Origin of the sequence: Streptomyces fagopyri, from assembly GCF_009498275.1 — a bacterium.
Lineage (GTDB): Bacteria > Actinomycetota > Actinomycetes > Streptomycetales > Streptomycetaceae > Streptomyces > Streptomyces fagopyri.
In genome coordinates, this window is sequence record NZ_CP045643.1 from 2,008,545 (window position 1) to 2,031,809 (window position 23,265).

The following is a 23,265-nucleotide window of genomic DNA, read 5'->3' on the forward strand; positions in this document are numbered from 1 at the left end:
CGGAAAGGACATGCGCCGTCTGTGCGGCGAGCTGGTCGCTGAACTCTCGCTCCCGGCGCCGGCTGAACCCGCAACCCTGTACGCCGCCCTGTGCGACGCCATGAGCAGACGCCGCGGCCGCCCCGTCCAGTTCCGTACGGCCGTGTTCCCGCCCGGTACCGCCAGCGGGCTGTGGCTCGACATGGCCGAGCAGGACCTGGTCGTCATCGAGGAACGCACCGCTCCTGACCATCAGTTGGTGATCCTCGGCCACGAACTGTGGCACATGACGGCCGGGCACAGCGGCCACCATGTCGAGGGCGCGGCCGTGGCCGCCCGTCTGCTCAGCCACGACGCGGACCTTCAGGCGACCGTCCTCAAGGTCGCCGCACGCACCCGGTTCGACCTCGCCGACGAGAAGGAGGCCGAGAGCTTCGGCCTGCTGCTCGCCAGCAAGTGCCGTACGTGGCTTGCTGGTTCGTCGCTGCGCGGACCGGTGAGCCGGGACGGTCTGGCCGGCCGGATCGAGACGTCCCTCGGCTGTCGTGGGCCGAAGGGCTGAGGGCACTCTCCAGGAATGGACGGATCCAGCTACTACGTCCCGGCGGTCGCCATGGGCGTCGCCCTCGCCGCGAAGGCGCCCACCCTGGTCCGCGGCTGGCGCGACCCGCTCCTGAGGTCCGTGGGCGTCCTGCTGGCCCTGGCCTGCCTGGTCTTCCTCTTCGCGGCACCGCCGACCATCGGCCAGGTCAACGACCTCACGGGGATCCCCAACGTCTCGGCGCCCCTGGTCTACTGCCTGCTGACCGCCTTCAGCGCCTCCTGCCTGGTGCTGATCATCAACTGGCGCGGCGGCCCCGCCGAGGCGACCCGCCGGCTCTCGCGTCGCTGGATCGCCGGCTACGGCGTGGTGAGCGCGGCGCTGGTGGTGCTGTACGTGCTCGGGGACTGCCACGAGGAACGGCTTCGGGACTTCGACACCCACTACGCCAACACCCCTTTCATCCGCGAGATGATCGTGCTCTACCTCGCCTCGCTGACCGTCGCGGGCGTCGCGATGAACGTCATGTGCTGGCGCTGGGCCCGCGAGGTGAGCGGCCTGCTGCGCGCCGGGCTGCGGACGATCGCGTTCGGCTTCCTCTTCAACGTCCCCTACGCGGCACTCAAGTTCATCGCCGTGGGCGCCCGCTGGAACGGCACCGACCTGGACGGTCTGAGCACCGACGTGGCACCCGTGCTGGCCTCGGTCGGAGCGCAGGTCAGCGCGGTCGGCTTCCTGCTCCCGCTGGCCTGCCGCCGCATCGGGGACAGCTGGTGCACCTGGTCGACGTACCGCCGGCTCGGGCCGCTGTGGCACGAACTGAGGTCGGTCTCGGCCCACGACGACCGCGCCGTGCGGATCTCCTGGTGGTCCCCCGCCGAACTCCAGGTCACCCAGCGGGAGTCCGACATCCACGACGGCATGCTCAGCCTGTACCCCTACTTCGACTCCGCGGCGCGCGCCCTCGCCTACGACGCGGCCGTGGCGGCGGGCTCCGAGCCCGTCCAGGCACAGGCCGAGGCCGACGCGGCGATGGTGACGGCGGCGGTACGGGCCAGGGCGGCCGACCCGGAGGGCCGGGTCATCAGCGCGGCGGAGGCGGCCACCGCCCCCGCCGGGCGCGGGTCCGCGTACGCCTACACCGACGGTCCGCGCGACCTCGTGCGGATGTCGATGGCCCTGCGTCAGTCACCCGTCGTCGCGGCCGCCCGAGGGCGCGCCGCGGCCAGGTCAGAGAGCGACTTCCATGAGCAATCCCGCTAGCGCCCCCCGGGCCGCGGCAACGGACGACCACACCCCGGCCTCCGGTCGGGCCGTGGTCATCGGTGCCGGGGCGGCCGGCCTGCTGGCCGCCGCGGCCCTCCACACGTACGCCGACGTCATCGTCGTCGAGCGTGACGTCCTGCCCGCCGGGCCCGAACCGCGCAAGGGCCTGCCCCAGGCCCGTCACGCCCACCCGCTGTGGTCCGGCGGTGCCCGCGCCGTGGAGGAACTGCTCCCCGGTGTCACCGCCGCCTGGCTGGCCGCGGGCGCCCGCCGGGTACCGCTGCCGACCGGACTGGTCACCCTGTCGGCGCGGGGCTGGCTGCGGCGCTGGCCCGAGACGGAGTTCATGATCTCGTGCAGCCGCGATCTGCTCGACTCGGTGCTGCGTGAACAGGTCGCGCGCACGGAGCGGGTGACGGTCCTGGACGGCACGGAGCTGCTCGGACTGCTGGGTGACGCCTCCCGCGTGAGCGGAGTGCGGGTGCGGACGTCGGACGGCACCGAGCGCGTCCTGGAGGCCGATCTGGTGGTGGATGCCTCGGGACGGGGATCCCGGTCCACCGCGTGGCTCGACGCGCTGGGCGTTCCGCAGGCGCCGATGGAGGAGATCGATTCCGGACTCGCCTTCGCCAGCCGGGTGTTCCTGGCGCCGGCCGGCACCGGCGACTTCCCGGTGGTGAGTGTGCAGCCCGACCCGGCGCGGCCCGAGCCCGCGCGGTCCGCGATCGTCGTGCCCCTGGAGGGCGAACGCTGGCTGGTGACGCTCTCCGGCACCCGCGGCGGACAGCCGACCGCCTCCGCCGAGGAGTTCGAGCTGTTCGCCCGCGGCGTCCGGCACCCCGTGGTGGGCGAGTTGATCGCGCACGCGCGGCCGCTCACGGACGTGGTGCTGACCCGCAGCACGATCAACCGGCGGCACCATTTCGAGAAGGTACGGGACTGGCCCGAGGGGTTCGTCGCGCTCGGCGACTCCGTCGCCACGTACAACCCCGTCTACGGACACGGCATGTCGGTGGCCGCCCAGGGTGCGGTGGCGCTGCGCGGGCAGGTCGCCGAGTACGGGATCTCGGCACCCGGGCTCGCGCGGCGGGCGCAGCGTGCGGTGGCCCTCCCGGTGGCGGTCGCCTGGGAACTGGCCACCGGAACGGACATCCGCTACCCCGAGGCGATCGGTGAGCAGCCCGGCGTCGCGCGGAAACTGTTCGGCCGTTACATGGCACGGCTGACGCGTACCGCGGCCGGAAGTCCGCCGGTCGCGCGGGCCCTCCTCTCCGTGATCACCCTCTCCGCGCCGCTGACCGCCCTCGTGAGACCCGAGATGCTCCTCGCGGTGCTGCGCGGTCCGCGGCGTCCTCCGCTCACCGAGCCGCCGCTCACGGCCGACGAACGCGCCGTGGTGTTCAGCGCGCCGGAGCCCGCGGTGACGCCGACGGCGGGCTGACCCGCCGGACGGATCCGCGCGCCCGACGCGGTCGTGGCCCCCGCGGGACCGGACCCGGCCCGGCCGGTACGGGACCACGATCCGTGCGGCCCGCCCCGGTCCCACCGGTACGGGACCACGACGGCCGATCCCGTCCGGGCGCGACCACGACGACCGGTCCCACCCGGACAGGACCCGGCAGCTGGTCCCGACCGGGCGGGATCGGTCCGGTCCCGCTGCGGCCGGGCCGCGCCGGGACGGTCCACGCCAGGACGGGCGCGCCGGGACGGGCGCGCCGGGACGCTTGGATCCGAGGGGACCGTTCCGGTTGCGATCCGACGGGGCCGGACTCGGCCGAACGGGTGGTGGCGTCGCCCGGTAAGAGAGCGAGCGGCCCTGTCCGAAGCTGACGCGCCCGGAAGCAGGCGCCGCTCCGCGACGGCGTGCGCCGGCCCGGAGCGGCGGGCGTCAGGGGCGGGCGTCAGCGGCGGGCGGTCAGGTCGCGCTGCGTTCGCTCGCCTCCCGCAGGTCCCGTTCCACGGCCCGGTTGTGCGCGGTGTCCGGCTGCCCCACCGTCGTACCGGGGCGCCCGGCGCGCAGCAGTTCCCGCCAGTGCTCGCGGCTCCAGTCGGCCGGACTGGTCGTGCTGGTGAACTCCTCGACGAGGTCGAGGAAGCGCGCCGGGTCACTGTGGAACGGAAAGTGGCCCGCACCCTCGAAGATCTCCAGCCGACTGCCGGGCATCGCCCGGTGCGCCCCGTACGCGTGCCGCACCGGCACCACGCTGTCCCGGTCGCCCCACAGCAGCATCGTGGGCATTCCCTCGGTCAGATAACAGCGGTCGAGCATGGTGACCGACTGGCCGCGCCAGTCGACCACGGCGCGCAGGGTCCGGATGAACGCGCTGCGGGAGGTCGCGTCGGGCAGGGCGTCCACGAGGTTCAGCAGTTCCGGCGCGTCCTGGCCCAGGTCGGTGTCGAGGAGCTTCATCAGGCGTAAGAACAGACTCACTTGGATTCTCATGCCGGGCAGCCGCAGTGTGGACAGCAAGAGGTCGGCGCCCGGCAGCGAGACGGCCCGCAGCACCGGGTTGACCTCGCCGCCGACGCCACCGGCGCTGACCAGGATCAGCCGTTCCGTACGGTCGGGGAACTGATAGGCGAACTGCATCGCGACGCCTCCGCCGAGCGAGTGACCGACCAGGGTGGCGGACTCGATGTCGAGCGTGGTCAGCAGGTCGCGAACCCCGTTGGCGTACGCGGCCACCGAGTAGTCGGCACGCGGCTTGTCGGAGGCCCCGTGGCCCAGCAGGTCGGGCGCGATCACCGTGTGGGTGCGGGCGAGGTCCGGGATCAGGTCGGCCCAGGTCGCGGAGGAGTCGCCGATGCCGTGGATGAGGACCAGCGCGGGGCCCTCGCCCGCCACGCGGTACGCACGCCGGTAGCCGTGCACGACGCGATGCTGCAGGCGCAGTTCCGCGCCGCCCACCGAACGCAGTCGCAGGTTGCGCCTCGGACGCCGAGGCGGTACGTCGGCCACGGGCTCACCTCCTGTTCCGGGCCGCCGAGCGGGCGGCCTCCGGCTCCTCCTCCCAGCCTAGGGCTCCTGTCCCACGCGGGATTTCCGTGAGGTTTCGCCTCCGCTAAGCGGGCGAACCCCCGCACATCGAAACGGCATTGTCAGTGGTGGACGGCAAGCTGGGGTCACGTAGTGCCACGCACCGCTCACGACCAGCCGACCCGGGGAGAGCCGTCCGATGCAGACCGCCGTACTGACCGACCACGAACGCGCCGCCGTGCAGGCCTATCTGCGTCTCCTCCAGACCGTGAGAGCCGCCTTCGACGGTACGCCGGAGGCGCACCGGCCGCCTGTGGTGGCGCCGTCCGCGCTCGCGGAGGCGGAGCGGGCGCTGGCGGCTGCCGGACTCGCGGGCAACGAGGAGGAGTTCTTCCGGCTGCTGCACCGCTGGTGCCCGGAGCCCGGCGGACGGCTGCCCTGAGGCCCCGCGCCGCGCGCCGAGTTCCGGCACGGGCACCGCGTCGCGACCCGCTGGGGGACCACGGGGCCGGCGGTCCCGGCCGCGCGTGCGGTCCCAGCTTGCGGGGCGGTCCCGGCCGTGGGCGCCCGCCGTGGGGAACCCGGCCGCGAAGGGACCCGGGCGTCGGAAGGCCGGCCCCTGCTTCTAGGCCGCGCCGTGCCCGCCGGGCACGGTGACGGCCGTGGCCAGCAGGCCCTGCCGGACGGTCCACCGTCCGTCGAAGGACTGGATCCGGCGCCCGCCGACCACCGGTCCCGGTACCAGGAGCGCGGCCCGGAATCCGCCGGAGCGCGCGGACCCGCCGGTGACGGGACCCGCCAGGGAACCCCCGGTCGCGGAGTCCCCGGTCACCGAGCCCCTGGACACGGAGTCGTCTGTCAGCGGACCTCTGGCCACCGGCCCCCTGGTCACGGCGGGCACTCTCGTCGCGGGCCCCGCCGTGGACCTCCTGGGCGCGAAGGCCCCCGCTCCGGCGCCGTGCGGCACCGGGCCGCCGTCCTCGAAGAGGTCGATGTCCGCCTCCAGGAAGTCCAGCCACTGCGCCATGAGGGGGAACCACGCCTTGTAGACCGACTCCTTGGCGCTGAAGAGCAGCCGGTCCCAGTGCACGGACGGATCCCGCTCCGCCAGCCGGCGCAGGCGTTCGTTCTCCGTGGGCAGCGCCACCGAGACGATGACGTCCTCGGGAAGCTCCTCGTGCGGTTCGGCGTCGATGCCGAGGGAGGCCAGGTCCCCGGAGCGGGCGAGGGACGCGGCGCGGTAGCCCTCACAGTGGGTCATGCTGCCGATCAGCCCCGCCGGCCAGACCGGCTCTCCGCTGTCCCCGCGGGCGATGGCGCGCGGCGCCACCCCGAGTTTCTCCATGGCCTGCCGGGCACAGCCGCGCACGGCGGCGAACTCACTGCGCCGTTTGTGTACGAACGACGCCGCGAGCACCTCTTCCTCGGGATACAGCCGCACTCCCTCGGCCGCGTCGTCACCGAGCGCCTCCACGCTCACGACCGAGTCCGGGAGCAGCTCCTCGATCACCGGTTGCGACCTCCATCGGCAGTATGCGGCGCAGTGTTCCCGGCGGACCCGGGCGGGGGCGCCACTCACGGGGGTATCCCACCGAGACCTCTTCGAAGCGGACTCCTTCGAGGTGGGTGGTCCGCGGGATGTGGAGATGACCGTAGACCATGACCTCGACGCGGAACCGGCGGTGCCAGTCGGCGGTCAGCCCGGTGCCGCACCACATCGCGAACTCGGGATAGCGCAGGACGTCGGTCGGATGGCGGTCCAGCGGGTAGTGGTTGACCAGCACCGTGGGCAGGTCCTCGGGCAGCTCGGCGAGCCGGCGCTCCGTCCCGGCGACCCGGGCCCGGCACCATGCCTCGCGGCTCGGATAGGGGTCGGGGTGCAGTGTGTACTCGTCGGTGCAGATCACCCCGGTCTTCTCCGCGTACGCCATGCCCTCGTCCTTGGTCGCGCAGCCCGGCGGCAGGAACGAGTAGTCGTAGAGGAGGAAGAGCGGTGCGACGACGACGGGGCCGCCCGGCCCGTCCCAGACCGGGTAGGGGTCCTCGGGGGTCGTGACGCCCAGCTCCCGGCAGAGGGTCACGAGATGCTCGTAGCGCTCCACACCGCGCAGCGTCACGGTGTCCTTCGGATGGGTCCACAGCTCGTGGTTGCCCGGCACCCAGACGACCTTGCGGAAGCGTCCGGCGAGTGTTTCCAGGGCCCAGCGGATGTCGGCCACGGTCTCCGAGACGTCACCGGCCACCAGGAGCCAGTCGTCGTCCGTCGAAGGGCGCATCCGCTCGACCAGGGCGCGGTTCTCCGGATACCCGATGTGCAGGTCGCTGATGGCCAGCAGGTTCCCGTGTCCGCCGGCCGTCGACCGCACCCTCGCCACCTCCGAGAAAAGGACTGGAAACACAAGAACACATTCACCCTCGCGGGACAAGAACGGACCGCGCGCGGCGGGGTCCGGTTCCGGCCCGGGGTGCTCGGTGCCGCGTCCCGGGAAATCCGTAACAGGCCCGTAGCACCACTGCGGTCCCGCTCCCCTTATGATCGCCCCAACACCGCCGCCAGGAACCTTGCTTGGCGTACGGCGGCTCGGTGTTCCTCCCTCCCCCATGGCCGGGCACGGCCTGCTCCGCCGTGCCCGGGAACCCTGAAAGGCGGCCTGCATGGCCTCTCGCGTACGCGTCTGGCTCAACCGCACGTACGCGGAGAACGTGTTCTTCATGGACCAGCTGCGAAGTAATCCGCAGCGCCGCGGGGTCGAGATCCATGCCACGCACGGTGATCCCGACTCCCCCGTGCTGGCGGCGGCGGACACCGCGGCCATGGAGCCGGACGGTCTCTCCCCCGCCGCCTATGTCGAGTACGCGCTCGACCAGTGCGCGCGGCACTCCGTCGACGTGTTCGTGCCGGTCCTGCACCAGCAGGCGATCGTGGCGCACCGCGCGGATTTCGCCGCGGCCGGTACGGCGCTGCTGGCGCCGTCCGTCGAGGCCGTGGCCGTCTTCCAGGACAAGGCGACCGCGTACCAGGCGGTACAGGCCGTGGGCGTACCGGTGCCCCCGTGGTGGCGGGTGCGTACCCCGGAGGACCTGGTGGCGGCGGTCGAGGCGCTGGAGGCCGACGGTCACCAAACCTGCTTCAAGCCGGCGGCGGGCGCGGGCGGGGTGGGCTTCCGCGTCCTGACGCGGACCCCCTTCTCGATGATGCACCTCAACGGCTTCCCGAGCCCGTACGTGCCGCTCGACCTGGTGGTGGAGGCGATGCGGCAGGCCGACGAGCCCGTCGACTGGCTGGTCATGCCGCGCCTGGCGGAGCCCGAGGTGTCCGTGGACTGTCTGACCGGGCCGGACGGCCGGGTCCGCATGGCGGTGGGGCGCACCAAGAACGGGCGTCGCCGGGGCTTCACGCTCCACCCCTCGTGGATCGAGCCGGCGCGGCTGATCGCGGAGGCGTTCGGGCTGCACTATCTGACGAACATCCAGTTCCGTATGTTCGGCGACGAGCCGGTACTGATGGACGTCAACACCCGTCCGGCGGGCGGCCTGCACCAGTTGGCCCAGTGCGGTGTCAACGCCCCGTGGGCAGCGGTGCAGTTGGCTCTCGGTGAGGAGACGGGCGAGCTGGTGCCGTCGGCGCTCGCACCGGACTACACCGTGGTGGCGGGGCCCCGCCCGGTGCGCCCGGTGTCGCTGCCGCAGCAGCGTACCGACGCTCCCGCGCCCGCCCTCACGCCCACGCTTCCGGCGGTCCCGGCCCCGGCGGCGGAGGTCAGCACGGCACCGGCCGCGGCACCCGCGTCGGCCGCCGCGTCCGCGGGGGCGAGCAGCGCCGCCGTCGCTCCCGCCTGACGACCGCCGTACCCGGCACGCCTGTCACGCCGGTCCACCCCTTCACGCTCCCCTCACTCCCCTGCGCCCTCCGCGCCGCCCCTCTTCTCCAGTCCCCCAGCTCTCCTCGTCCCGTTTCTCCAGTCCCCCCGGCTCCCCTCGTCCCGTCTCCCCGCTCCCTCCGCGGCACCGGTCGGCCCATCGGTCCGGACCAGTTCTCGCTCAGCGTCTTGACAGCGCGATTGGTCCATACCAACTTGGTTGCGCACCTCTCAGCACTCCCGAACACCCCCATTTCTTCAGGGAGATCGCGTGCGCATCACCGACCTCGGACGTTCCAGACGTCGCTTCTTCGCTCTGCTCGGCACCGCCGCCCTGGCCCTGGCCGGGGCGGTCGCCCTCCCCACCACGGCCCAGGCGGCCAACATCCTCTCCAACCCCGGCTTCGAGTCGGGCGGCCTCTCCCCCTGGTCCTGCACCGGGAACCTCGACTCGGTCGTCTCCAGTCCCGTGCACGGAGGCTCCAAGGCCCTCGCGGGCGCGGTGAGTTCGAGTGACAACGCCCAGTGCAGCCAGACCGTCTCGGTACAGCCCAACACCACGTACAGCCTCTCGGGCTGGGTGCGCGGCAGCTATGTCTACCTCGGTGTGGACGGCGGTGCCTCGACCTGGACCACGTCCCCGTCGGCGTACAGCCAACTGTCCGTGTCCTTCACCACGGGCGCCTCGCAGACCAGTGCCAAGATCTATGTCCACGGCTGGTACGCGCAGGGCACCTACTACGCCGACGACATCAGCCTCGACGGTCCGGGCGGCGGCGGAGGCGGCTCCGACACCCAGGCGCCGACCACACCGACGAACCTGACATCGACCAGCAAGACCTCTTCGAGCGTGTCGCTGTCGTGGGGCGCGTCGAGCGACAACGTCGGCGTCAGCGCGTACGACGTCTACAGCGGTTCCAACCAGGTGCTCAGCGTCTCCGGCACCAGCGCGACGGTCAGCGGGCTGTCGCCGAGCACGGCGTACACCTTCACGGTGAAGGCACGGGACGCGGCCGGGAACACCTCCGCCGCCTCCAACTCCGTGAGCGTGACCACGAGCGCGGGCGGGGGCGGTGGCGCCGGCTTCAAGCAGGCCGCGCCCTACCTCTTCGAGGGCTGGGGCGACCCGCCGAACCCGGCCACGGTGATGAGCGCGACCGGCGTCAAGTGGTTCACCATGGCGTTCGTGCTCGACTCCGGTGGCTGCAACCCGACATGGGACGGCAGCCGGCCGCTGACCGGCGGCGTCGACCAGACGGCCATCAACCAGATCCGCTCCGCGGGCGGGGACATCGTGCCCTCGTTCGGCGGCTGGCAGGGAAGCAAGCTCGGCGCCAACTGCTCCTCGGCGAGCGCGCTCACCGGCGCGCTGCAGAAGGTGATCGACGCCTACGGCCTCAAGGCCATCGACATGGACATCGAGAACACGGACGAGTTCGAGAACGAGGCCGTCCAGGCGAAGATCCTGACCGCGCTGAAGACCGTCAAGGCGAACAACCCCGGTCTGCGGACGATCGTCACCTTCGGCACCTCGACGACCGGTCCGACGTACTACGGCAACCGGCTCATCGAACAGGCGCAGTCGCTGAACGCCAACATCGACGTCTTCACCATCATGCCGTTCGACTTCGGCGGCGGCTCCGACATGTACGGCAACACCGTCAACGCCACCGAGGGGCTGAAGGCCAAGCTGAAGTCGACCTTCGGCTGGGACGACGCCACCACGTACTCCCACATCGGCATCTCCGGCATGAACGGTCTGTCGGACCAGCAGGAGACGACGACACCGGCCATCTGGACGTCGATCCGTGACTGGGCGAACTCGCACCACATCGCCCGGCTCGCCTACTGGGCGGTCAACCGCGACCGGTCCTGCCCCGGAGGCGGCGTGGTGAGCAACTGCTCCGGCATCAGCCAGAGCACCTGGCAGTTCACCTCCATCACCGCCGGGTTCACCGGCTGACACCTCCGCCGTGTGGGGGTACCCGGCCGTCACCCGGCCGGGTACCCCCACACACACGCTCGGACCCCGTACCCCCGGACGGTCAGTCCCTCCGCACGGCCAGCCGCAGCGTCCGCACCTCGAACGGCCGCAGGGACACCGCCACCGCGTCCCCGTCCGTGTCCGCCTCGCTCAGCGGGCGTTCCAGCAGGTCGGTCACCCGCGCCCCCGCGAGCGGGAAGCCCGTCCGCAGGGTGCCGGTGGCCCGGCCGCCGCGTGACTCGTAGAGGCGTACGACGACGTCACCCGAGGTGTCGTCGGCGAGCTTGACCGCCTCGACCGTCACACCGTCACCGTCGACGGAGACGACGGGCACCGCGCAGCCGGCCGAATCGGCCACGCGCAGCGGCAGATTGAGCGCGTACCCCTCCGCGACCGCGTCCTCGATGCTCGCTCCCGGCAGCAGCGCGTAGGTGAAGCGGTGCCTGCCCTGGTCGGCGTCGGGATCGGGTACCCGCGGGGCGCGCACCAGCGAGAGCCGGACGGTGGTCGTCGTACCGCCGTCCTCGCGGACCGTGCGCGAGACGTCGTGGCCGTACGTCGAGTCGTTGATGACGGCGACGCCGTAGCCGGGCTCGCCGATGTGCACCCAGCGGTGGCCGTAGACCTCGAAACGCGCCGACTCCCAGCTGGTGTTGGTGTGGGTGGGGCGCTGGACGTGGCCGAACTGGATCTCCGCGGAGGAGTGCGCGGCCCGGAGGTCCACCGGGAAGGCGGCCTTGAGGATCTTCTCGGCCTCGTGCCAGTCGATCTCGGTCTCGACGTCGATCCGGCGGCTGCCCGCCCGCACGGTGATCGTCTGCACGATCCGCGAGCCCTTGCCGAAGGCGCGTTCCACCCGCACGGCGCCCAGCAGCGGTCCGTCCTCGACGACGGTCACGGACTCGGTGTCGAGGAGGTCGGTGTAGCGGTTGCGGTAGTGCTTGTCGATGTCCCAGGCGTCCCAGTGGTTCGGGAGGTCGCTGTGCAGGCGCAGGAGGTTCCCCTTGCCGGCGAGGACCTCGCGGTCGGCCACCAGGTCCCGTACGGAGGCGAGGGTGCCGTCCTCGGCCAGTTCGACGCGGACCAGACCGTTGTCGAGGACACGGCCGTCGACGGTCACCGGACGCGCGGGCCCGTCCGTGCCGAGCGGCGCGCTCCCGTTCGCCGGGACCTCGGCGTACGCCGGGACGCCCGCGGGGGTACGCACCACCTCGGCGCGGTCGACCGGGCCGGCGTTGAACACACGGGCCCCTCCGTCGCCCAGCGCGGTCACGGCCTCCTGTGTGATCGCCTCCAGTTCCCGCGCCACCCTCGCGTACTCCGCCTCGGCCTCGCGGTGCACCCAGGCGATGGAGGAGCCGGGCAGGATGTCATGGAACTGGTGGAGCAGGACCGTCTTCCAGAGCCGGTCGAGCTCCTCGTACGGGTAGGAGTACGCCGGAGCCCGCAGCGCGGCCGTGGTCGCCCACAACTCGGCCTCGCGCAGCAGGTGTTCGCTGCGCCGGTTGCCCTGTTTTGTGCGGGCCTGCGAGGTGTAGGTGGCGCGGTGCAGTTCCAGGTAGAGCTCGCCCGACCAGACCTGGTCCGCCGGGATCTCCTCGCGCGCGGTGGCGAAGAAGGCGTCCGGGTGCTCGACGCGTACCTTCGCCGAACCCTCCAGGTTCGCCAGCCGGCGGGCCCGCTCCATCATCTCGCGGGTGGGGCCGCCACCGCCGTCGCCATGACCGAAGGGGGCAAGGGACGTCGAACCGTGGCCCTTGTCTTGGTAGTTGCGGACGGCGTGCGCCATCTCCTGGCCGGAGAACTCCACGTTGTAGGTGTCGACGGGCGGGAAGTGCGTGAAGATGCGGGTGCCGTCGAGGCCTTCCCACCAGAAGCTGTGGTGGGGCAGCTTGTTGGTCTGGTTCCAGGAGAGCTTCTGGGTCAGGAACCAGTCGTTGCCCGCGAGTTTGGCGAGCTGCGGGAAGGCCGCGTTGTAGCCGAAGGAGTCCGGCAGCCACACGCCCCTGGTCTCGACGCCGAAGTGCTCGATGAAGAACCGCTTGCCGTGGACGAGTTGGCGGGCCAGCGCCTCGCCGCCGGGCAGGTTGCCGTCGGCCTCGACCCACATGCCGCCGACCGGCGCCCAGTTCCCGTCGGCGACCGCCTTCTTGATGCGCTCCCACACGTGCGGGTGGTTGTCGCGGACCCACTCGTACTGCTGGGCCTGTGAGCAGGCGAAGACCAGTTCCCGGTACTCCTCGGCGAGCGCGGTCACGTTCGAGAAGGTGCGGGCGGTCTTGCGCTTGGTCTCGCGGATCGGCCAGAGCCAGGCGGAGTCGATGTGCGCGTGGCCCACGGCGGAGAGGGTGTGGGCGCTGGCGTGCGCGGGCCTGGCCAGCGTGGGCGCCAGTACGGCGCGTGCCGCGCCGGCGGTCCCGGAGACGTCGTCCAGGTCCAGCGCGTCCAGCGCCCGGTCGAGCGCGATCATGATCTCGTGGCGGCGCGGGTCGGCCTCGCCGAGCTCCAGCATCAGCTCGCGCAGCACCTGGACGTCGAGGTCGAGGTGCCAGACGTCCTCGTCGAGGACGGCGATGTCCGCGCGCCTGAAGGTGTAGAGCGGTGCGGAGCCGGCTGTCAGCCGGTCCCCGAGCGGGGTCGGGCCCGCGAAGTCGTTCGCCAGGATGTCCGGGTTGGAGGCCGCCTCGACGAGGTAGTCGACGTGTTCCCCGCCCGCCGCCGGACGGGCGATCGGCACGTACTGGTTCTGCGGGTTGACCGCCTTCAGCGGCACTCCGTCGGGGAGGTGGACCAGCGCCTCCGCCTGGTTGCCGGGCCAGTCCCCCACGAAGCCCAGGTCGAAGACGGCCTCGACGCGTCTGCCCGCCCAGTCCTCCGGGACGGTCCCGCGCATCCGGAACCAGGTGGTGCCCCACGGCGGCCCCCAGGGGGTGCCCATCGCGAAGGGCTCGTACGGCGCCGCGGCGGCCTCCTCGAAGGGCACCGGTTCACCGGGCGCCTGCCAGGCCTCGACCTCGAAAGGTACGGAGGCGGCGTGGACGGCGGGCTTGATGCGCTGGTCGTGGACGCGCTGGACGCGCTCCTCGATCCGGCGGCGTTCGTCGTGCATGAGAAGTCTCCAAGCGGACGGAAAGCGCTACTTGAGGTACGCCAGGCCGGGGTGGACCGAGGTGTATCCGTCGACCAGTCGCCGGGCCACGTTCACCGAGTCCACCAGCGGGTGCAGGGCGAAGGCCTTGACGGCGGTCGAGCGGGAGCCGGACCCGGCCGCGGACAGCACCTCGCGTTCGACCGCCTTGACCGAGCAGACCAGTCCGGTGGCGTGATCGGGCAGCGGGGCGACCGAGACGGGGTGCGCGCCGTTGGCGTCGACGAGGCAGGGCACCTCGATGACCGCGTCCGTGTCGAGCACCGCGAGGGTGCCGCGGTTGCGGACGTTCAGGATCAGGGTGGTCCGCTCGTCGCGGGCGATGGCCCGCATCAGCGCGAGCGCCACCTTCTCGTACCCGCCGGAGAGGTCGTCGGCGGCGCGCTCACCCGCGCCGGCCGCGTCCCGGTTCTCGGCCATGTAGGTGGCCTCGCGTTCGGCGCGGGTGCGGTCCCATGCGGTGAGCGCGGCGGTGTCCGGCCGTTTCATCTCCTCGTAGAACCGGCCCTGCTGGTCGCGCAGGAACGCGCCGCGCGTCTTCTCCGCCCGCTGGTAGGCGCGGACGGTCTCCCGGTTGAAGTAGTAGTAGTGCAGGTACTCGTTCGGGACGGCGCCCAGCGACTGGAGCCAGTCGGCGCCGAAGAGCTTGCCCTCCTCGAAGGAGCCGAGCAGTCCGGGGTCGGCGAGCAGTCGCGGCAGCTCGTCCCTGCCCTCGACGCGCAGCCCGCGTACCCAGCCGAGGTGGTTGAGTCCGACGTAGTCGATGAAGGCCTCGCGGGGGTTCGCGCCGAGGACGGTGGCGATCCGGCGGCCGAGGCCGACGGGCGAGTCGCAGATGCCGATCACGCGGTCGCCGAGGTGGCGGGACATGGCCTCGGTGACCAGACCGGCCGGGTTGGTGAAGTTGATGACCCAGGCGTCGGGGGCGATCCGGGCCACCCGGCGGGCGATGTCGACGGCGACCGGTACGGTGCGCAGGCCGTACGCGATGCCGCCGGCGCCGACCGTCTCCTGGCCGAGGACACCCTCGTCGAGGGCGACCCGCTCGTCCGCCGCCCGGCCTTCCAGGCCGCCGACCCGGATCGCCGAGAAGACGAAGTCGGCGCCGCGCAGGGCGTCGTCGAGATCGGTGGTGAAGGACACCTCGGGAGCGTCGGGGTCCCCCGCGGCCTGCTCGCCCAGGACGCGGGCGACGGCTGTCAGCCGCCCCGCGTCCACGTCGTGCAGGACGACACGGGTGACGCGGCCCTCGGCGCGGTCCCCGAGGAGTGCCCCGTACACGAGCGGCACCCGGAACCCGCCGCCACCCAGAATCGTCAGCTTCACGCCGTCTCCGCCTTTCCCGTCACGACCACTTGCACGCCCGCTTCTTCCAACGAGGACCGCGTCGCCGGGTCCGGCGGACCGTTCGTCACCACCACGTCCAGCTCCTCGGGCCCGCAGACCCGCGCCATTCCCGTACCCGGGAACTTCGCGCGGTCGGCGAGCAGGACGACCTTGTCACCGGCCTGGATCATGGCGCGCTTGACCGGTACCTCGACCACGGTGGTGTCCATGACCTGTCCGCCCGGACGTACCCCGCTGGTGCCGAGGAAGAGCCAGTCGGCGTGCAGTTGCCGCAGGTTGTCCTCGGTGAGGAAGCCGACCAGGGAGCGGTACTCGCGGCGGACCATGCCGCCGAGCAGGACCAGCTCTATGTTCTCGTCGTCCACGAGTTCCTCGTAGACCACCAGGTTGCTGGTGATCACGGTGATGCGGCGGTCGTGGAGCTGCCGGGCCAGCCGGTACGCGGTGGTGCCGATGTCCAGCAGGACGGACTGGCCGTCCTGGACCATCGACGCGGCGCGCGCCGCGATGGCGTCCTTCTCGGCCACCCGGACCTCGGCGACCTCGGCGAAGGGCTGGTCGCCCTCGTCGACGACCGCGCCGCCGTGCACCCGCGTGAGCAGGCCTTCCTCCTCGAGTCTCAGCAGGTCACGGCGGACCGTGGCCGGGCTCACGCCCAGCTGTTCGGAGAGATCGGTCACGGCCGCGGGCCCGCCGGAGCGCAGGGCCCGCAGGATGAGTTGATGTCGTCGCTCTGCCAGCACCCTGTGAACAGTACTCGTCATCTTCAATCATTTCCATGCTCAGTTCTGCTCGACTCTTGCCAAATTGACGCGATGCGCGCACGATCCTGGTCACCGCTTGCAGACTTTTGACGAGAGGATGTGCTTGTGGGTGACGAACGGCCCGATGTCCTGCTGACCGGGCTGCTCTTCTACGACCTCGTCCTGACCGGACTGGGGAAGCCGCCGACCCCCGGCGAGGAGATCTGGACCGAGGGCATGGGCGTGAGCCCGGGCGGCATCGCCAACCTGGCCGTGGCGGCGTCCCGTTACGGTCTGCGCACCTCCCTGGCCACGGTCTTCGGCGACGACCACCACGGGGCGTACTGCCGCGAGGTGCTCGCCGGACAGGAGGGCGTCGACCTCTCCCTGTCCCGCACCGCGGACGGCTGGCACACCCCGGTCACCGTCTCGCTGGCCCACGGCGACGACCGGGCGCTGGTCACCCACGGCCAGGAACCGCCGTACTCTCAGGACGAGTTGATGGGCGACCCGCCGGCCGCGCGCACCGCCCTCGTGCACCTCGAGGCCGAGCCCCGCGCCTGGCTCGACAAGGCGGCCGCCCACGGCACCCGGATCTACGCGGACGTCGGCTGGGACCCCACCCAGCGGTGGTCGCGCGACCTGCTGGACCAGCTCTCCCTGTGCCACGCCTTCCTCCCGAACGAGGCCGAGGCGATGGCGTACACACGCACCGGGAGCGCGGTCGCGGCGCTCGGTGAACTGGCCGAACTGGTACCGGTCGCCGTGGTGACCCGCGGCGGCGACGGCGCGCTGGCGGTCGACCAGACGACGGGCGAGTACGCGGACGTCCCGGCCCTCGACATCGAAGTCCTGGACGCGACGGGGGCCGGGGACGTCTTCGGCGCGAGCTTCGTCGCCGCCTCGCTCGGCGGCTGGCCGCTGGAGGAACGGCTGCGCTTCGCGGTACTGGCCGCCGGACTCTCGGTGCGGCGGCACGGCGGCGCCCTCGCCGCGCCCGGCTGGTACGGCATCCACCGCTGGTGGCGGTCGCTGCGGGATCCCGGTCTGCGCCGTACGTACGGCTTCCTGGCCGACCGCGTCCCGGCGGACCCCGGCCCGCCCGTCCACCACGCACCGGTGGCTCCTCCCGACACCACACGCCGGCCGAGCACCCCCCGATGACCCCCCACGCGACATCCCGTACGACCCCTTGCCCGACCTCTCCTCCCCATTGTTCGACCCCTCGTACACGAAGACCGAAAAGATCCGAAAGGCGGTGGGAGCAGTGCGGCTCTCACGAAGGGGCCTGCTCCGCGCGGGCCTGGCCGGAGCGGCCGCCACGTCGCTCGGCGGCCTGACGACCGGCTGCGGCGTCCCGACCGGCTCGACCGGACGGGACATGGTGCTCTGGTACTGGAGCGGCGGGCTGAGCCCGAAGGTCGTCCAGGACGCCGGGGCCCGCTACGCCGGCGCGGTGGACCTCCAGGCCATCCAGATCGGCGGCTACTACCGCTCGAAGCTGCTGACGACCCTGACCGGGCGCGCCCACATACCGGACATCGCCGGCCTCAAGGGCGAGGACATGGCCTCGTACCTGCCCAACTCCGACCAGTTCGTGGACCTGCGGACGCTGGGCGCCGACAGGCTCAAGGACCGGTACCTGGGCTGGAAATGGGATCAGGCCATCGCCGAGGACGGCTCGATGGTGGGCTTCCCCATCGACTGCGGCCCGGTCGCCCACTACTACCAGCCGGCCGTCTTCGAGAAGGCAGGACTACCCTACGAACCGGCCGACGTCTCCCGGGAACTGGCCACCTGGGACCAGTTCTTCGCGGCCGGCGAGCAGCTCAGGAAGCGCGTCCCGGGCTCCTTCATCCTGACCGACGCGCTGAGCGTCCTCAGCATCTCGGTCAACCAGTCGACCAAGCGGTTCGTCGACAGGGACCGGCACTTCATCGGTGACCAGGAGCACGTGCGCACGGCCTGGGACCGTGCCGTCGAGGCCACCCACCGCGGTCTGGTCTCGAAGATCGTCAACGGGACGCCGGACAACACCTCCGCCACCGAGCGGGGTCTGCTGCCCAGCCAGCTCAACGCCTCCTGGGCGGCCGGCGACATCAAGCTCAACGTGCCGAGGACCAAGGGGAAATGGCGGGTCGCGAACTGTCCCGGCGGACCGTCCAACATCGGGGGCTCGTTCCTGGCGATCACGAAGGCGTGCCGGGAACCGGAGAAGGCCTTCGAGATGATCACCTGGATGCTCGACGCCGGCAACCAGGCCCAGGGGTTCGTCGACTCCGTCCTGTTCCCCTCGACCCCCGCCTCGTACGCCATGAGGCAGTTGCGCGAACCCGATCCGTTCTTCGGTGACCAGATAACCATGGACGTCTTCGGCCCGGCGGCGCGGGAGATCCCGGTCGCCTTCAACAGCCCGTACGACGTCGCGCTCAGCACGCCGATCAACGACGAGATGCGCAACTTCTACGTCCTCGGCAAGAACCCGGAGAAGGCCTGGAGGGACGCCATGAGCAAGTGCCGGCGCATCGCGGACCACCTGGGGGTGAGCCACTGATGGCCACCGCCCCCGCGCTGGAGACGACCACCCCGCCCACGGTCACCCGGCCGCTCCCCGCCCGTCCCGGGAAGGGCGTCCTCGGTCACTGGCGGCTCTACGCCGCGATCTCCCCCTTCTACCTGCTCTTCCTCGCCTTCGGCCTGATCCCGGTCGGCTTCTCCCTCTATCTCTCGTTCCACCGCTGGGACGGGCTCGGGCCGATGGAGTTCGCCGGACTGTCCCAGTACCGCTATCTGCTGACGGACAGTCAGTTCTGGAGCTCGATCGGGAACACGCTCGTCATCTGGGCGCTGGCCACCTTCCCGATGATCTTCCTGTCGATGGTCACGGCCGTGCTGCTCAACTCCGCGGTGCGCTTCAAGAACGTCTACCGCTTCGCCTACTTCCTGCCGAACGTCACCTCGATCGTGGCGGTCGCGATCATCTTCGGTTCGGTCTTCTCCACCAACTTCGGCCTGGTCAACGCCCTGTTGCAGGCCGTCGGGCTGGATCAGGTGGCGTGGCTGAACACCCCCTGGGGCATCAAGGTCGCCGTCGCGACGCTGATGACCTGGCAGTGGACCGGGTACAACGCGATCATCTTCCTCGCCGGGCTCCAGACGATTCCCGGCGAACTGTACGAGGCGTCACGGATGGACGGCGCCGGCCCCGTGCAGACCTTCTTCCGGATCACGCTGCCGCTGATGCGACCGGTGCTCCTCTTCGTGCTCGTCATCTCGACGGTCACCGGTCTGCAGACGTTCTCCGAGCCCCAGGTGCTGCTCCAGACCACGGACAACAACTCGTCGTTCGCGGGAGGTCCGGGCCACTCGGGCCAGACCATGGTCCTCTACTTCTTCCAGCAGACCTTCGACAACAACGACTTCGGCTACGGCGCCGCCGTGGCCTGGGGCATCTTCCTCGTCGTCATCATCTTCTCGATCATCAACTGGCGGCTGGTGCAGCGCCGGGGCGAAGACTAGGAGGCCCCCGACCATGGCATCCCTCAAGGGTTCACGGCGCAGGGGCATCGGCCTCCATCTCGTCCTGATCGCCGGTCTGCTGCTCTCGGTCCTGCCGTTCTACTGGGCCGTGATCATGTCGACGCACTCGTCGACCGAGATCTTCTCCTACCCGCCGAAGCTGCTGCCCGGCTCGCACTTCCTGGAGAACGCCCGCCACCTCTTCGACAACGTCGACTTCTTCGGGTCGATGTTCAACTCGCTGCTGGTGGCGTGTTCGGTGACCGTCCTGGTCCTGTTCTTCGACTCGCTGGCCGCGTTCGTCTTCGCCAAGTTCGACTTCCCCGGCCGCCGGGTGCTGTTCGCGCTGATGATGGCCATCTTCATGGTCCCCGCCCAGCTCCAGGCCATCCCGCAGTTCGTCATCATGGCGAAGCTGGGCTGGATCGGCTCGATGACCGCGCTCATCGTCCCCGCGGCGGCCAACGCGTTCGGCATCTTCTGGATGCGTCAGTACATGAGGAGCGCCATCCACGACGAGCTGATCGACGCCTCGAAGCTCGACGGCGCGGGCTTCCTGCGCCAGTACTGGCACGTGGCGCTCCCGGTCGTCCGGCCCGGCCTCGCCTTCCTCGGCATCTTCACCTTCATGGGCCAGTGGAACGACTACGCCTGGCCCCTGATCGCCCTCACCAACCCCGACAACGTGACCCTCCAGGTCGCGCTGTCCCAGCTCAACGGTGTCCACGGCACCACCGACTACGGAATGGTCATGACCGGCGCACTCCTCGCCCTCGTCCCCCTGCTGATCGTCTTCGCGATCGGCGCCCGGCAGATCATCGCGGACCTGGGCAAGGGGGCCATCCGCTGATGAGCGACCCGCTCCGCGCGCTCCGCCCCTGGGAGTCACCCGAGGTGACCTCCTGGGGGCGGTTGCCGATGAACGCGCTGGACCGCCGGACGGGAGCCCTCCCGCTGGACGGCGACTGGCGATTCCAGCTGCTGCCCGCGCCGGACGCCCCGGTCCAGGGCGTCTGGTCCTCCCAGCCGGTCCCGGGCGCCTGGACCGTGCAGGGCACCGACGACCTGCCTCAGTACACCAACTTCGCGATGCCCTGGGGCGAGTTCCCGCCCGACTCCCCCGCCGCCAATCCCACCGGGGTGTACGAGCGCGAGGTGGACGTCCCCGCCGCATGGGCCGGCCGCCGGATCGTGCTCCAGGTCGGCGCCGCCGGAAGCGTGCTGCTGGTCCACGTGGACGGGCGGCCGGTCGGCGTCTCCAAGGACTCCCACCTCGCGGCCGAGTTCGACCTCTCGGGCGTCGTACGCCCCGGCGGGCGCGCGGTGTTGCGGCTCACCGTCGTCAAGTGGTCGGACGCCTCGCACCTGGAGGACCAGGACCAGTGGTGGCACGCCGGGATCACCCGCCCGGTCCTGCTGTACGCGACCGATCCGCTGCGGCTGGCCGACGTGACCGTACGGACGCGGTGCGACGGCACGCTGCGCGTCGACTGCCAGGTCCGGGACGCGGGGGGCGCGCTGCCCGCCGGCTGGTACGTCACCGGTGAGCTGGACGGGCGACTCCTGACCCAGGACCAGGAGTTCGAACGGTTCAAGGAGAAGGACGGGCGGGTCTCCGACTTCCTCGGCGAGGCCCGCCTCGGCACGGTCGTCGCCGACGCGCGCCCCTGGACCGCGGAGACGCCCGCGCTCCACCCCCTGACCGTACGGCTGCACCGCGCCGACGGCTCGGTCGCCGACACCTCGCACCACCGCGTCGGCTTCCGCGAGGTCGAGATCCGCGGCCGGGACCTCCTCCTCAACGGTGAGCGCGTCTACATCAGGGGCGTCAACCGGCACGACTTCCATCCCCTGACAGGCCGCACGGTGTCGTACGAGGACATGCGCGCGGACCTCGTCACCCTGAAACGCTTCGGCTTCAACGCGATCCGCACCGCCCACTACCCCAACGACCCCTCCCTGCTGGACCTCGCCGACGAACTCGGCTTCTACGTGATCGACGAGGCCAACATCGAGGCGCACGACCACGCCCACGAGATCGCCGACGACCCGCGCTACCTCGGCGCCTTCGTGGACCGCGTCTCCCGGATGGTGCTGCGCGACAAGAACCACCCCTGCGTCATCGTCTGGTCGCTGGGAAACGAGTCCGACTACGGCGCCAACCACGACGCCGCCGCGGGCTGGGTCCGCCGCCACGACCCCACCCGCCCCCTCCAGTACGAGGGTGCGGCCAAGCTCGACTGGGCCGATCCGACGGTCGCGTCCGACATCGCCTGTCCCATGTACGCGCCGCTGGAGGACTGCGTCGCGCACGCCTTGTCCGGTCGGCAGACCAAGCCGCTCATCCAGTGCGAGTACTCGCACGCCATGGGCAACAGCAACGGCACGCTCGCCGACCACTGGGAGGCCATCGAGTCCACGCCGGGGCTTCAGGGCGGTTTCATCTGGGAGTTCTGGGACCACGGCATCCTTCAACGCGTGAACGACGGAAGACCGGCCGGGCGCGGTGGCGCCGGGCTGTACGACCACGGCGTCACCACCCCGGGCCATCGCTGGGCCTACGGCGGCGACTTCGGCGAGACGATCCACGACGGCGCCTTCGTGGCCGACGGAGTGGTCTTCCCCGACCGCACACCCAAGCCGGTGATGTTCGAGCACCGGGAGATCGCCGCACCGGTACGCCTCGCGTACACCGGCGGTGAGCTGCGGGTGACCAACCACCAGCACTTCCGCGGGCTCGACCGGCTCGCCGCCGAGTGGCGGCTGTCCCTCGCGGACGGCGGCACCCGGACCGCGCCGGCCGAACTGCCCCGCGTACCGGCGGGTGGGTCGGCCGTGGTGCCGATGCCGTTCACCCTGCCGGAGGAGGGCGGCGAGGCCTGGCTGACACTGCGGGTGACGACGGCGGACGAGGAGGCGTGGGCACCGCGGGGCACCGAGGTGTGCGTGCCGCAGGTGCGGTTGCGGGCGGCCTCCCGCACGGTGTCGGCCACGGCCACTGCGCCGGGGCCGCCCGTCGAGGTCGACGAGGACGGTCTGCTCGTCCATCCGCTGCTCACCGCGGCCCCCGTGCTCTCGCTGTGGCGGACACCGACCGACAACGACGAGCTGGGCGGCATGGCGGCACGCTGGCGGGCGTGGGGCCTGGACGCCACCCGGCGCACGCTGCTCGACGTGCGGCGCGGGAACACGGGTGTCACGGTGATCGCCGAGTACACGACGCTCGCCGGAGCCGTGCGCCACGAGCAGGTGTTCACCCGCGTCGGGGGCGGGATACGGATCGAGGAGACGGCCGACCTGCCGCAAGGTCTCACCGACGTGCCACGCGTCGGCTCCGTCTTCGAGACGGTCGCCGGGCTCGATGTCCTCCAGTGGTACGGGCAGGGCCCCTGGGAGTCCTATCCGGACCGCAGCACGGGCGCGCCCGTGGGCCATCACTCACTGCCCGTGGACGAGCTGTTCACGCCGTATCTGCGACCGCAGGAGAGCGGCGGACGGCACGGTGTGCGCCGCTTCACCCTCTCGGCGCCGGACGGGACGGGGTTCACGGTCGCGCTGGACGAGCCACGTCAGGTGTCCGTGACCCGGTACCGCGACGAGGACCTGGCCGCCGCCGCCCACCACGACGAGCTGGTCGCGCGGCCCGGCTGCGTGGTCCGCCTCGACGCCGCCCACCGCGGCCTCGGCACGGCCTCCTGCGGGCCCGACACCTCTCCCGGCCATCTCGTCCGGGCCGGCACCCACCGCTGGTCCTGGACGCTGCGCCCGCGCTGACCCCACTCGTACCCCACCTTCCTCCCGATGGAGCAGACGTGCGCACTTCGCATGCCCGTACACGGACCGAGCGGGCCGAGGCCGAGCGGGCCGGGGCCGGCGGACGCGGTTTCCTGCGGGCCACGGC

17 protein-coding genes are annotated in these 23,265 nt (G+C 71.5%); 11 read left to right on the forward strand and 6 right to left on the reverse strand.

What is annotated here, in order from left to right; translation table 11 throughout:
* The first annotated feature begins 10 nt into the window (after window positions 1-10).
* The 3 genes from GFH48_RS08575 to GFH48_RS08585 are packed head-to-tail and all read left to right on the forward strand — an operon-like array spanning window position 11 to window position 3,227.
* Window positions 11-541, forward strand: a complete 531-nt coding sequence (locus tag GFH48_RS08575; RefSeq protein WP_153292791.1) for a toxin-antitoxin system, toxin component — start codon at window positions 11-13, stop codon at window positions 539-541.
* A 15-nt stretch (window positions 542-556) separates the two neighbouring features.
* Window positions 557-1,783 carry an MAB_1171c family putative transporter gene (locus GFH48_RS08580; protein ID WP_153287696.1) on the forward strand — a complete coding sequence of 409 codons (1,227 nt, stop codon included), beginning with the start codon at window positions 557-559 and terminating at the stop codon, window positions 1,781-1,783.
* Window positions 1,767-3,227, forward strand: coding sequence for an NAD(P)/FAD-dependent oxidoreductase (locus tag GFH48_RS08585; protein WP_153287697.1), 1,461 nt, complete (start codon window positions 1,767-1,769; stop codon window positions 3,225-3,227). Before GFH48_RS08580 ends, GFH48_RS08585 begins: the two co-directional genes overlap by 17 nt.
* Before the next feature lie 474 nt (window positions 3,228-3,701).
* Here GFH48_RS08585 and GFH48_RS08590 read toward each other — a convergent pair whose 3' ends face one another.
* Window positions 3,702-4,745 carry an alpha/beta fold hydrolase gene (locus tag GFH48_RS08590; RefSeq protein WP_153287698.1) on the reverse strand — a complete coding sequence of 348 codons (1,044 nt, stop codon included), beginning with the start codon at window positions 4,743-4,745 and terminating at the stop codon, window positions 3,702-3,704.
* A 217-nt stretch (window positions 4,746-4,962) separates the two neighbouring features.
* Here GFH48_RS08590 and GFH48_RS08595 point away from each other — a divergent pair, with 217 nt between their 5' ends.
* Window positions 4,963-5,205 carry a hypothetical protein gene (locus GFH48_RS08595; protein ID WP_153287699.1) on the forward strand — a complete coding sequence of 81 codons (243 nt, stop codon included), beginning with the start codon at window positions 4,963-4,965 and terminating at the stop codon, window positions 5,203-5,205.
* A gap of 183 nt (window positions 5,206-5,388) precedes the next feature.
* On the opposite strand, the gene GFH48_RS39040 is transcribed toward GFH48_RS08595, so the two are convergent.
* Both GFH48_RS39040 and GFH48_RS08610 read right to left on the reverse strand, forming a co-directional pair.
* Window positions 5,389-6,273, reverse strand: a complete 885-nt coding sequence (locus GFH48_RS39040) for a 4'-phosphopantetheinyl transferase family protein (RefSeq protein ID WP_228120453.1) — start codon at window positions 6,271-6,273, stop codon at window positions 5,389-5,391.
* Complete coding sequence (locus GFH48_RS08610; protein WP_153287700.1) at window positions 6,221-7,129, reverse strand: metallophosphoesterase family protein; 909 nt, start codon at window positions 7,127-7,129, stop codon at window positions 6,221-6,223. Before GFH48_RS08610 ends, GFH48_RS39040 begins: the two co-directional genes overlap by 53 nt.
* Window positions 7,130-7,418: 289 nt before the next feature.
* Between GFH48_RS08610 and GFH48_RS08615 the strand changes: the two genes are divergently transcribed.
* Window positions 7,419-8,603, forward strand: coding sequence for an ATP-grasp domain-containing protein (locus GFH48_RS08615; protein ID WP_153287701.1), 1,185 nt, complete (start codon window positions 7,419-7,421; stop codon window positions 8,601-8,603).
* Between the two features lie 291 nt (window positions 8,604-8,894).
* Window positions 8,895-10,586 (forward strand): carbohydrate binding domain-containing protein, encoded by a 1,692-nt coding sequence (locus GFH48_RS08620; protein WP_153287702.1) that lies wholly within the window; start codon window positions 8,895-8,897, stop codon window positions 10,584-10,586.
* An 82-nt stretch (window positions 10,587-10,668) separates the two neighbouring features.
* Here GFH48_RS08620 and GFH48_RS08625 read toward each other — a convergent pair whose 3' ends face one another.
* From GFH48_RS08625 to GFH48_RS08635, 3 genes are read right to left on the reverse strand one after another with little or no spacing between them, the layout of a single operon-like run.
* Window positions 10,669-13,716, reverse strand: a complete 3,048-nt coding sequence (locus GFH48_RS08625) for an alpha-mannosidase (protein ID WP_153287703.1) — start codon at window positions 13,714-13,716, stop codon at window positions 10,669-10,671.
* A gap of 27 nt (window positions 13,717-13,743) precedes the next feature.
* Window positions 13,744-15,081 (reverse strand): 6-phospho-beta-glucosidase, encoded by a 1,338-nt coding sequence (locus GFH48_RS08630; protein ID WP_153287704.1) that lies wholly within the window; start codon window positions 15,079-15,081, stop codon window positions 13,744-13,746.
* The gene (locus tag GFH48_RS08635; protein ID WP_153287705.1) at window positions 15,078-15,845 is read right to left on the reverse strand and encodes a DeoR/GlpR family DNA-binding transcription regulator; all 768 of its coding nucleotides are present in this window, start codon (window positions 15,843-15,845) and stop codon (window positions 15,078-15,080) included. The genes GFH48_RS08630 and GFH48_RS08635 overlap by 4 nt, the downstream gene beginning before the upstream one ends.
* Window positions 15,846-15,971: 126 nt before the next feature.
* On the opposite strand from GFH48_RS08635, the gene GFH48_RS08640 reads away from it, so the two are divergent.
* The 5 genes from GFH48_RS08640 to GFH48_RS08660 all read left to right on the forward strand — a co-directional run bounded on the left by GFH48_RS08640 (window position 15,972) and on the right by GFH48_RS08660 (window position 23,138).
* The gene (locus tag GFH48_RS08640; RefSeq protein WP_153287706.1) at window positions 15,972-17,009 is read left to right on the forward strand and encodes a carbohydrate kinase family protein; all 1,038 of its coding nucleotides are present in this window, start codon (window positions 15,972-15,974) and stop codon (window positions 17,007-17,009) included.
* Between the two features lie 103 nt (window positions 17,010-17,112).
* Window positions 17,113-18,399, forward strand: a complete 1,287-nt coding sequence (locus GFH48_RS08645; protein ID WP_153287707.1) for an ABC transporter substrate-binding protein — start codon at window positions 17,113-17,115, stop codon at window positions 18,397-18,399.
* Window positions 18,399-19,364: a carbohydrate ABC transporter permease gene (locus GFH48_RS08650; RefSeq protein WP_153287708.1), complete on the forward strand. Its 966-nt coding sequence runs from the start codon at window positions 18,399-18,401 to the stop codon at window positions 19,362-19,364. The genes GFH48_RS08645 and GFH48_RS08650 overlap by 1 nt, the downstream gene beginning before the upstream one ends.
* A gap of 13 nt (window positions 19,365-19,377) precedes the next feature.
* Window positions 19,378-20,214 carry a carbohydrate ABC transporter permease gene (locus tag GFH48_RS08655; RefSeq protein WP_153287709.1) on the forward strand — a complete coding sequence of 279 codons (837 nt, stop codon included), beginning with the start codon at window positions 19,378-19,380 and terminating at the stop codon, window positions 20,212-20,214.
* The gene (locus GFH48_RS08660) at window positions 20,214-23,138 is read left to right on the forward strand and encodes a glycoside hydrolase family 2 TIM barrel-domain containing protein (RefSeq protein ID WP_153287710.1); all 2,925 of its coding nucleotides are present in this window, start codon (window positions 20,214-20,216) and stop codon (window positions 23,136-23,138) included. Before GFH48_RS08655 ends, GFH48_RS08660 begins: the two co-directional genes overlap by 1 nt.
* Window positions 23,139-23,265: the final 127 nt, after the last annotated feature.

Excerpts from the sequence above, each read along its gene's own strand:
- GFH48_RS08615 (WP_153287701.1), top strand. The coding sequence starts at position 7,419 with ATGGCCTCTCGCGTACGCGTCTGGCTCAACCGCACGTACGCGGAGAAC.
- GFH48_RS08595 (WP_153287699.1), top strand. The coding sequence starts at position 4,963 with ATGCAGACCGCCGTACTGACCGACCACGAACGCGCCGCCGTGCAGGCC.
- GFH48_RS08585 (WP_153287697.1), top strand. The coding sequence starts at position 1,767 with ATGAGCAATCCCGCTAGCGCCCCCCGGGCCGCGGCAACGGACGACCAC.
- GFH48_RS08625 (WP_153287703.1), bottom strand. The coding sequence starts at position 13,716 with ATGCACGACGAACGCCGCCGGATCGAGGAGCGCGTCCAGCGCGTCCAC.
- GFH48_RS08660 (WP_153287710.1), top strand. The coding sequence starts at position 20,214 with ATGAGCGACCCGCTCCGCGCGCTCCGCCCCTGGGAGTCACCCGAGGTG.
- GFH48_RS08650 (WP_153287708.1), top strand. The coding sequence starts at position 18,399 with ATGGCCACCGCCCCCGCGCTGGAGACGACCACCCCGCCCACGGTCACC.
- GFH48_RS08655 (WP_153287709.1), top strand. The coding sequence starts at position 19,378 with ATGGCATCCCTCAAGGGTTCACGGCGCAGGGGCATCGGCCTCCATCTC.
- GFH48_RS08575 (WP_153292791.1), top strand. The coding sequence starts at position 11 with ATGCGCCGTCTGTGCGGCGAGCTGGTCGCTGAACTCTCGCTCCCGGCG.
- GFH48_RS08580 (WP_153287696.1), top strand. The coding sequence starts at position 557 with ATGGACGGATCCAGCTACTACGTCCCGGCGGTCGCCATGGGCGTCGCC.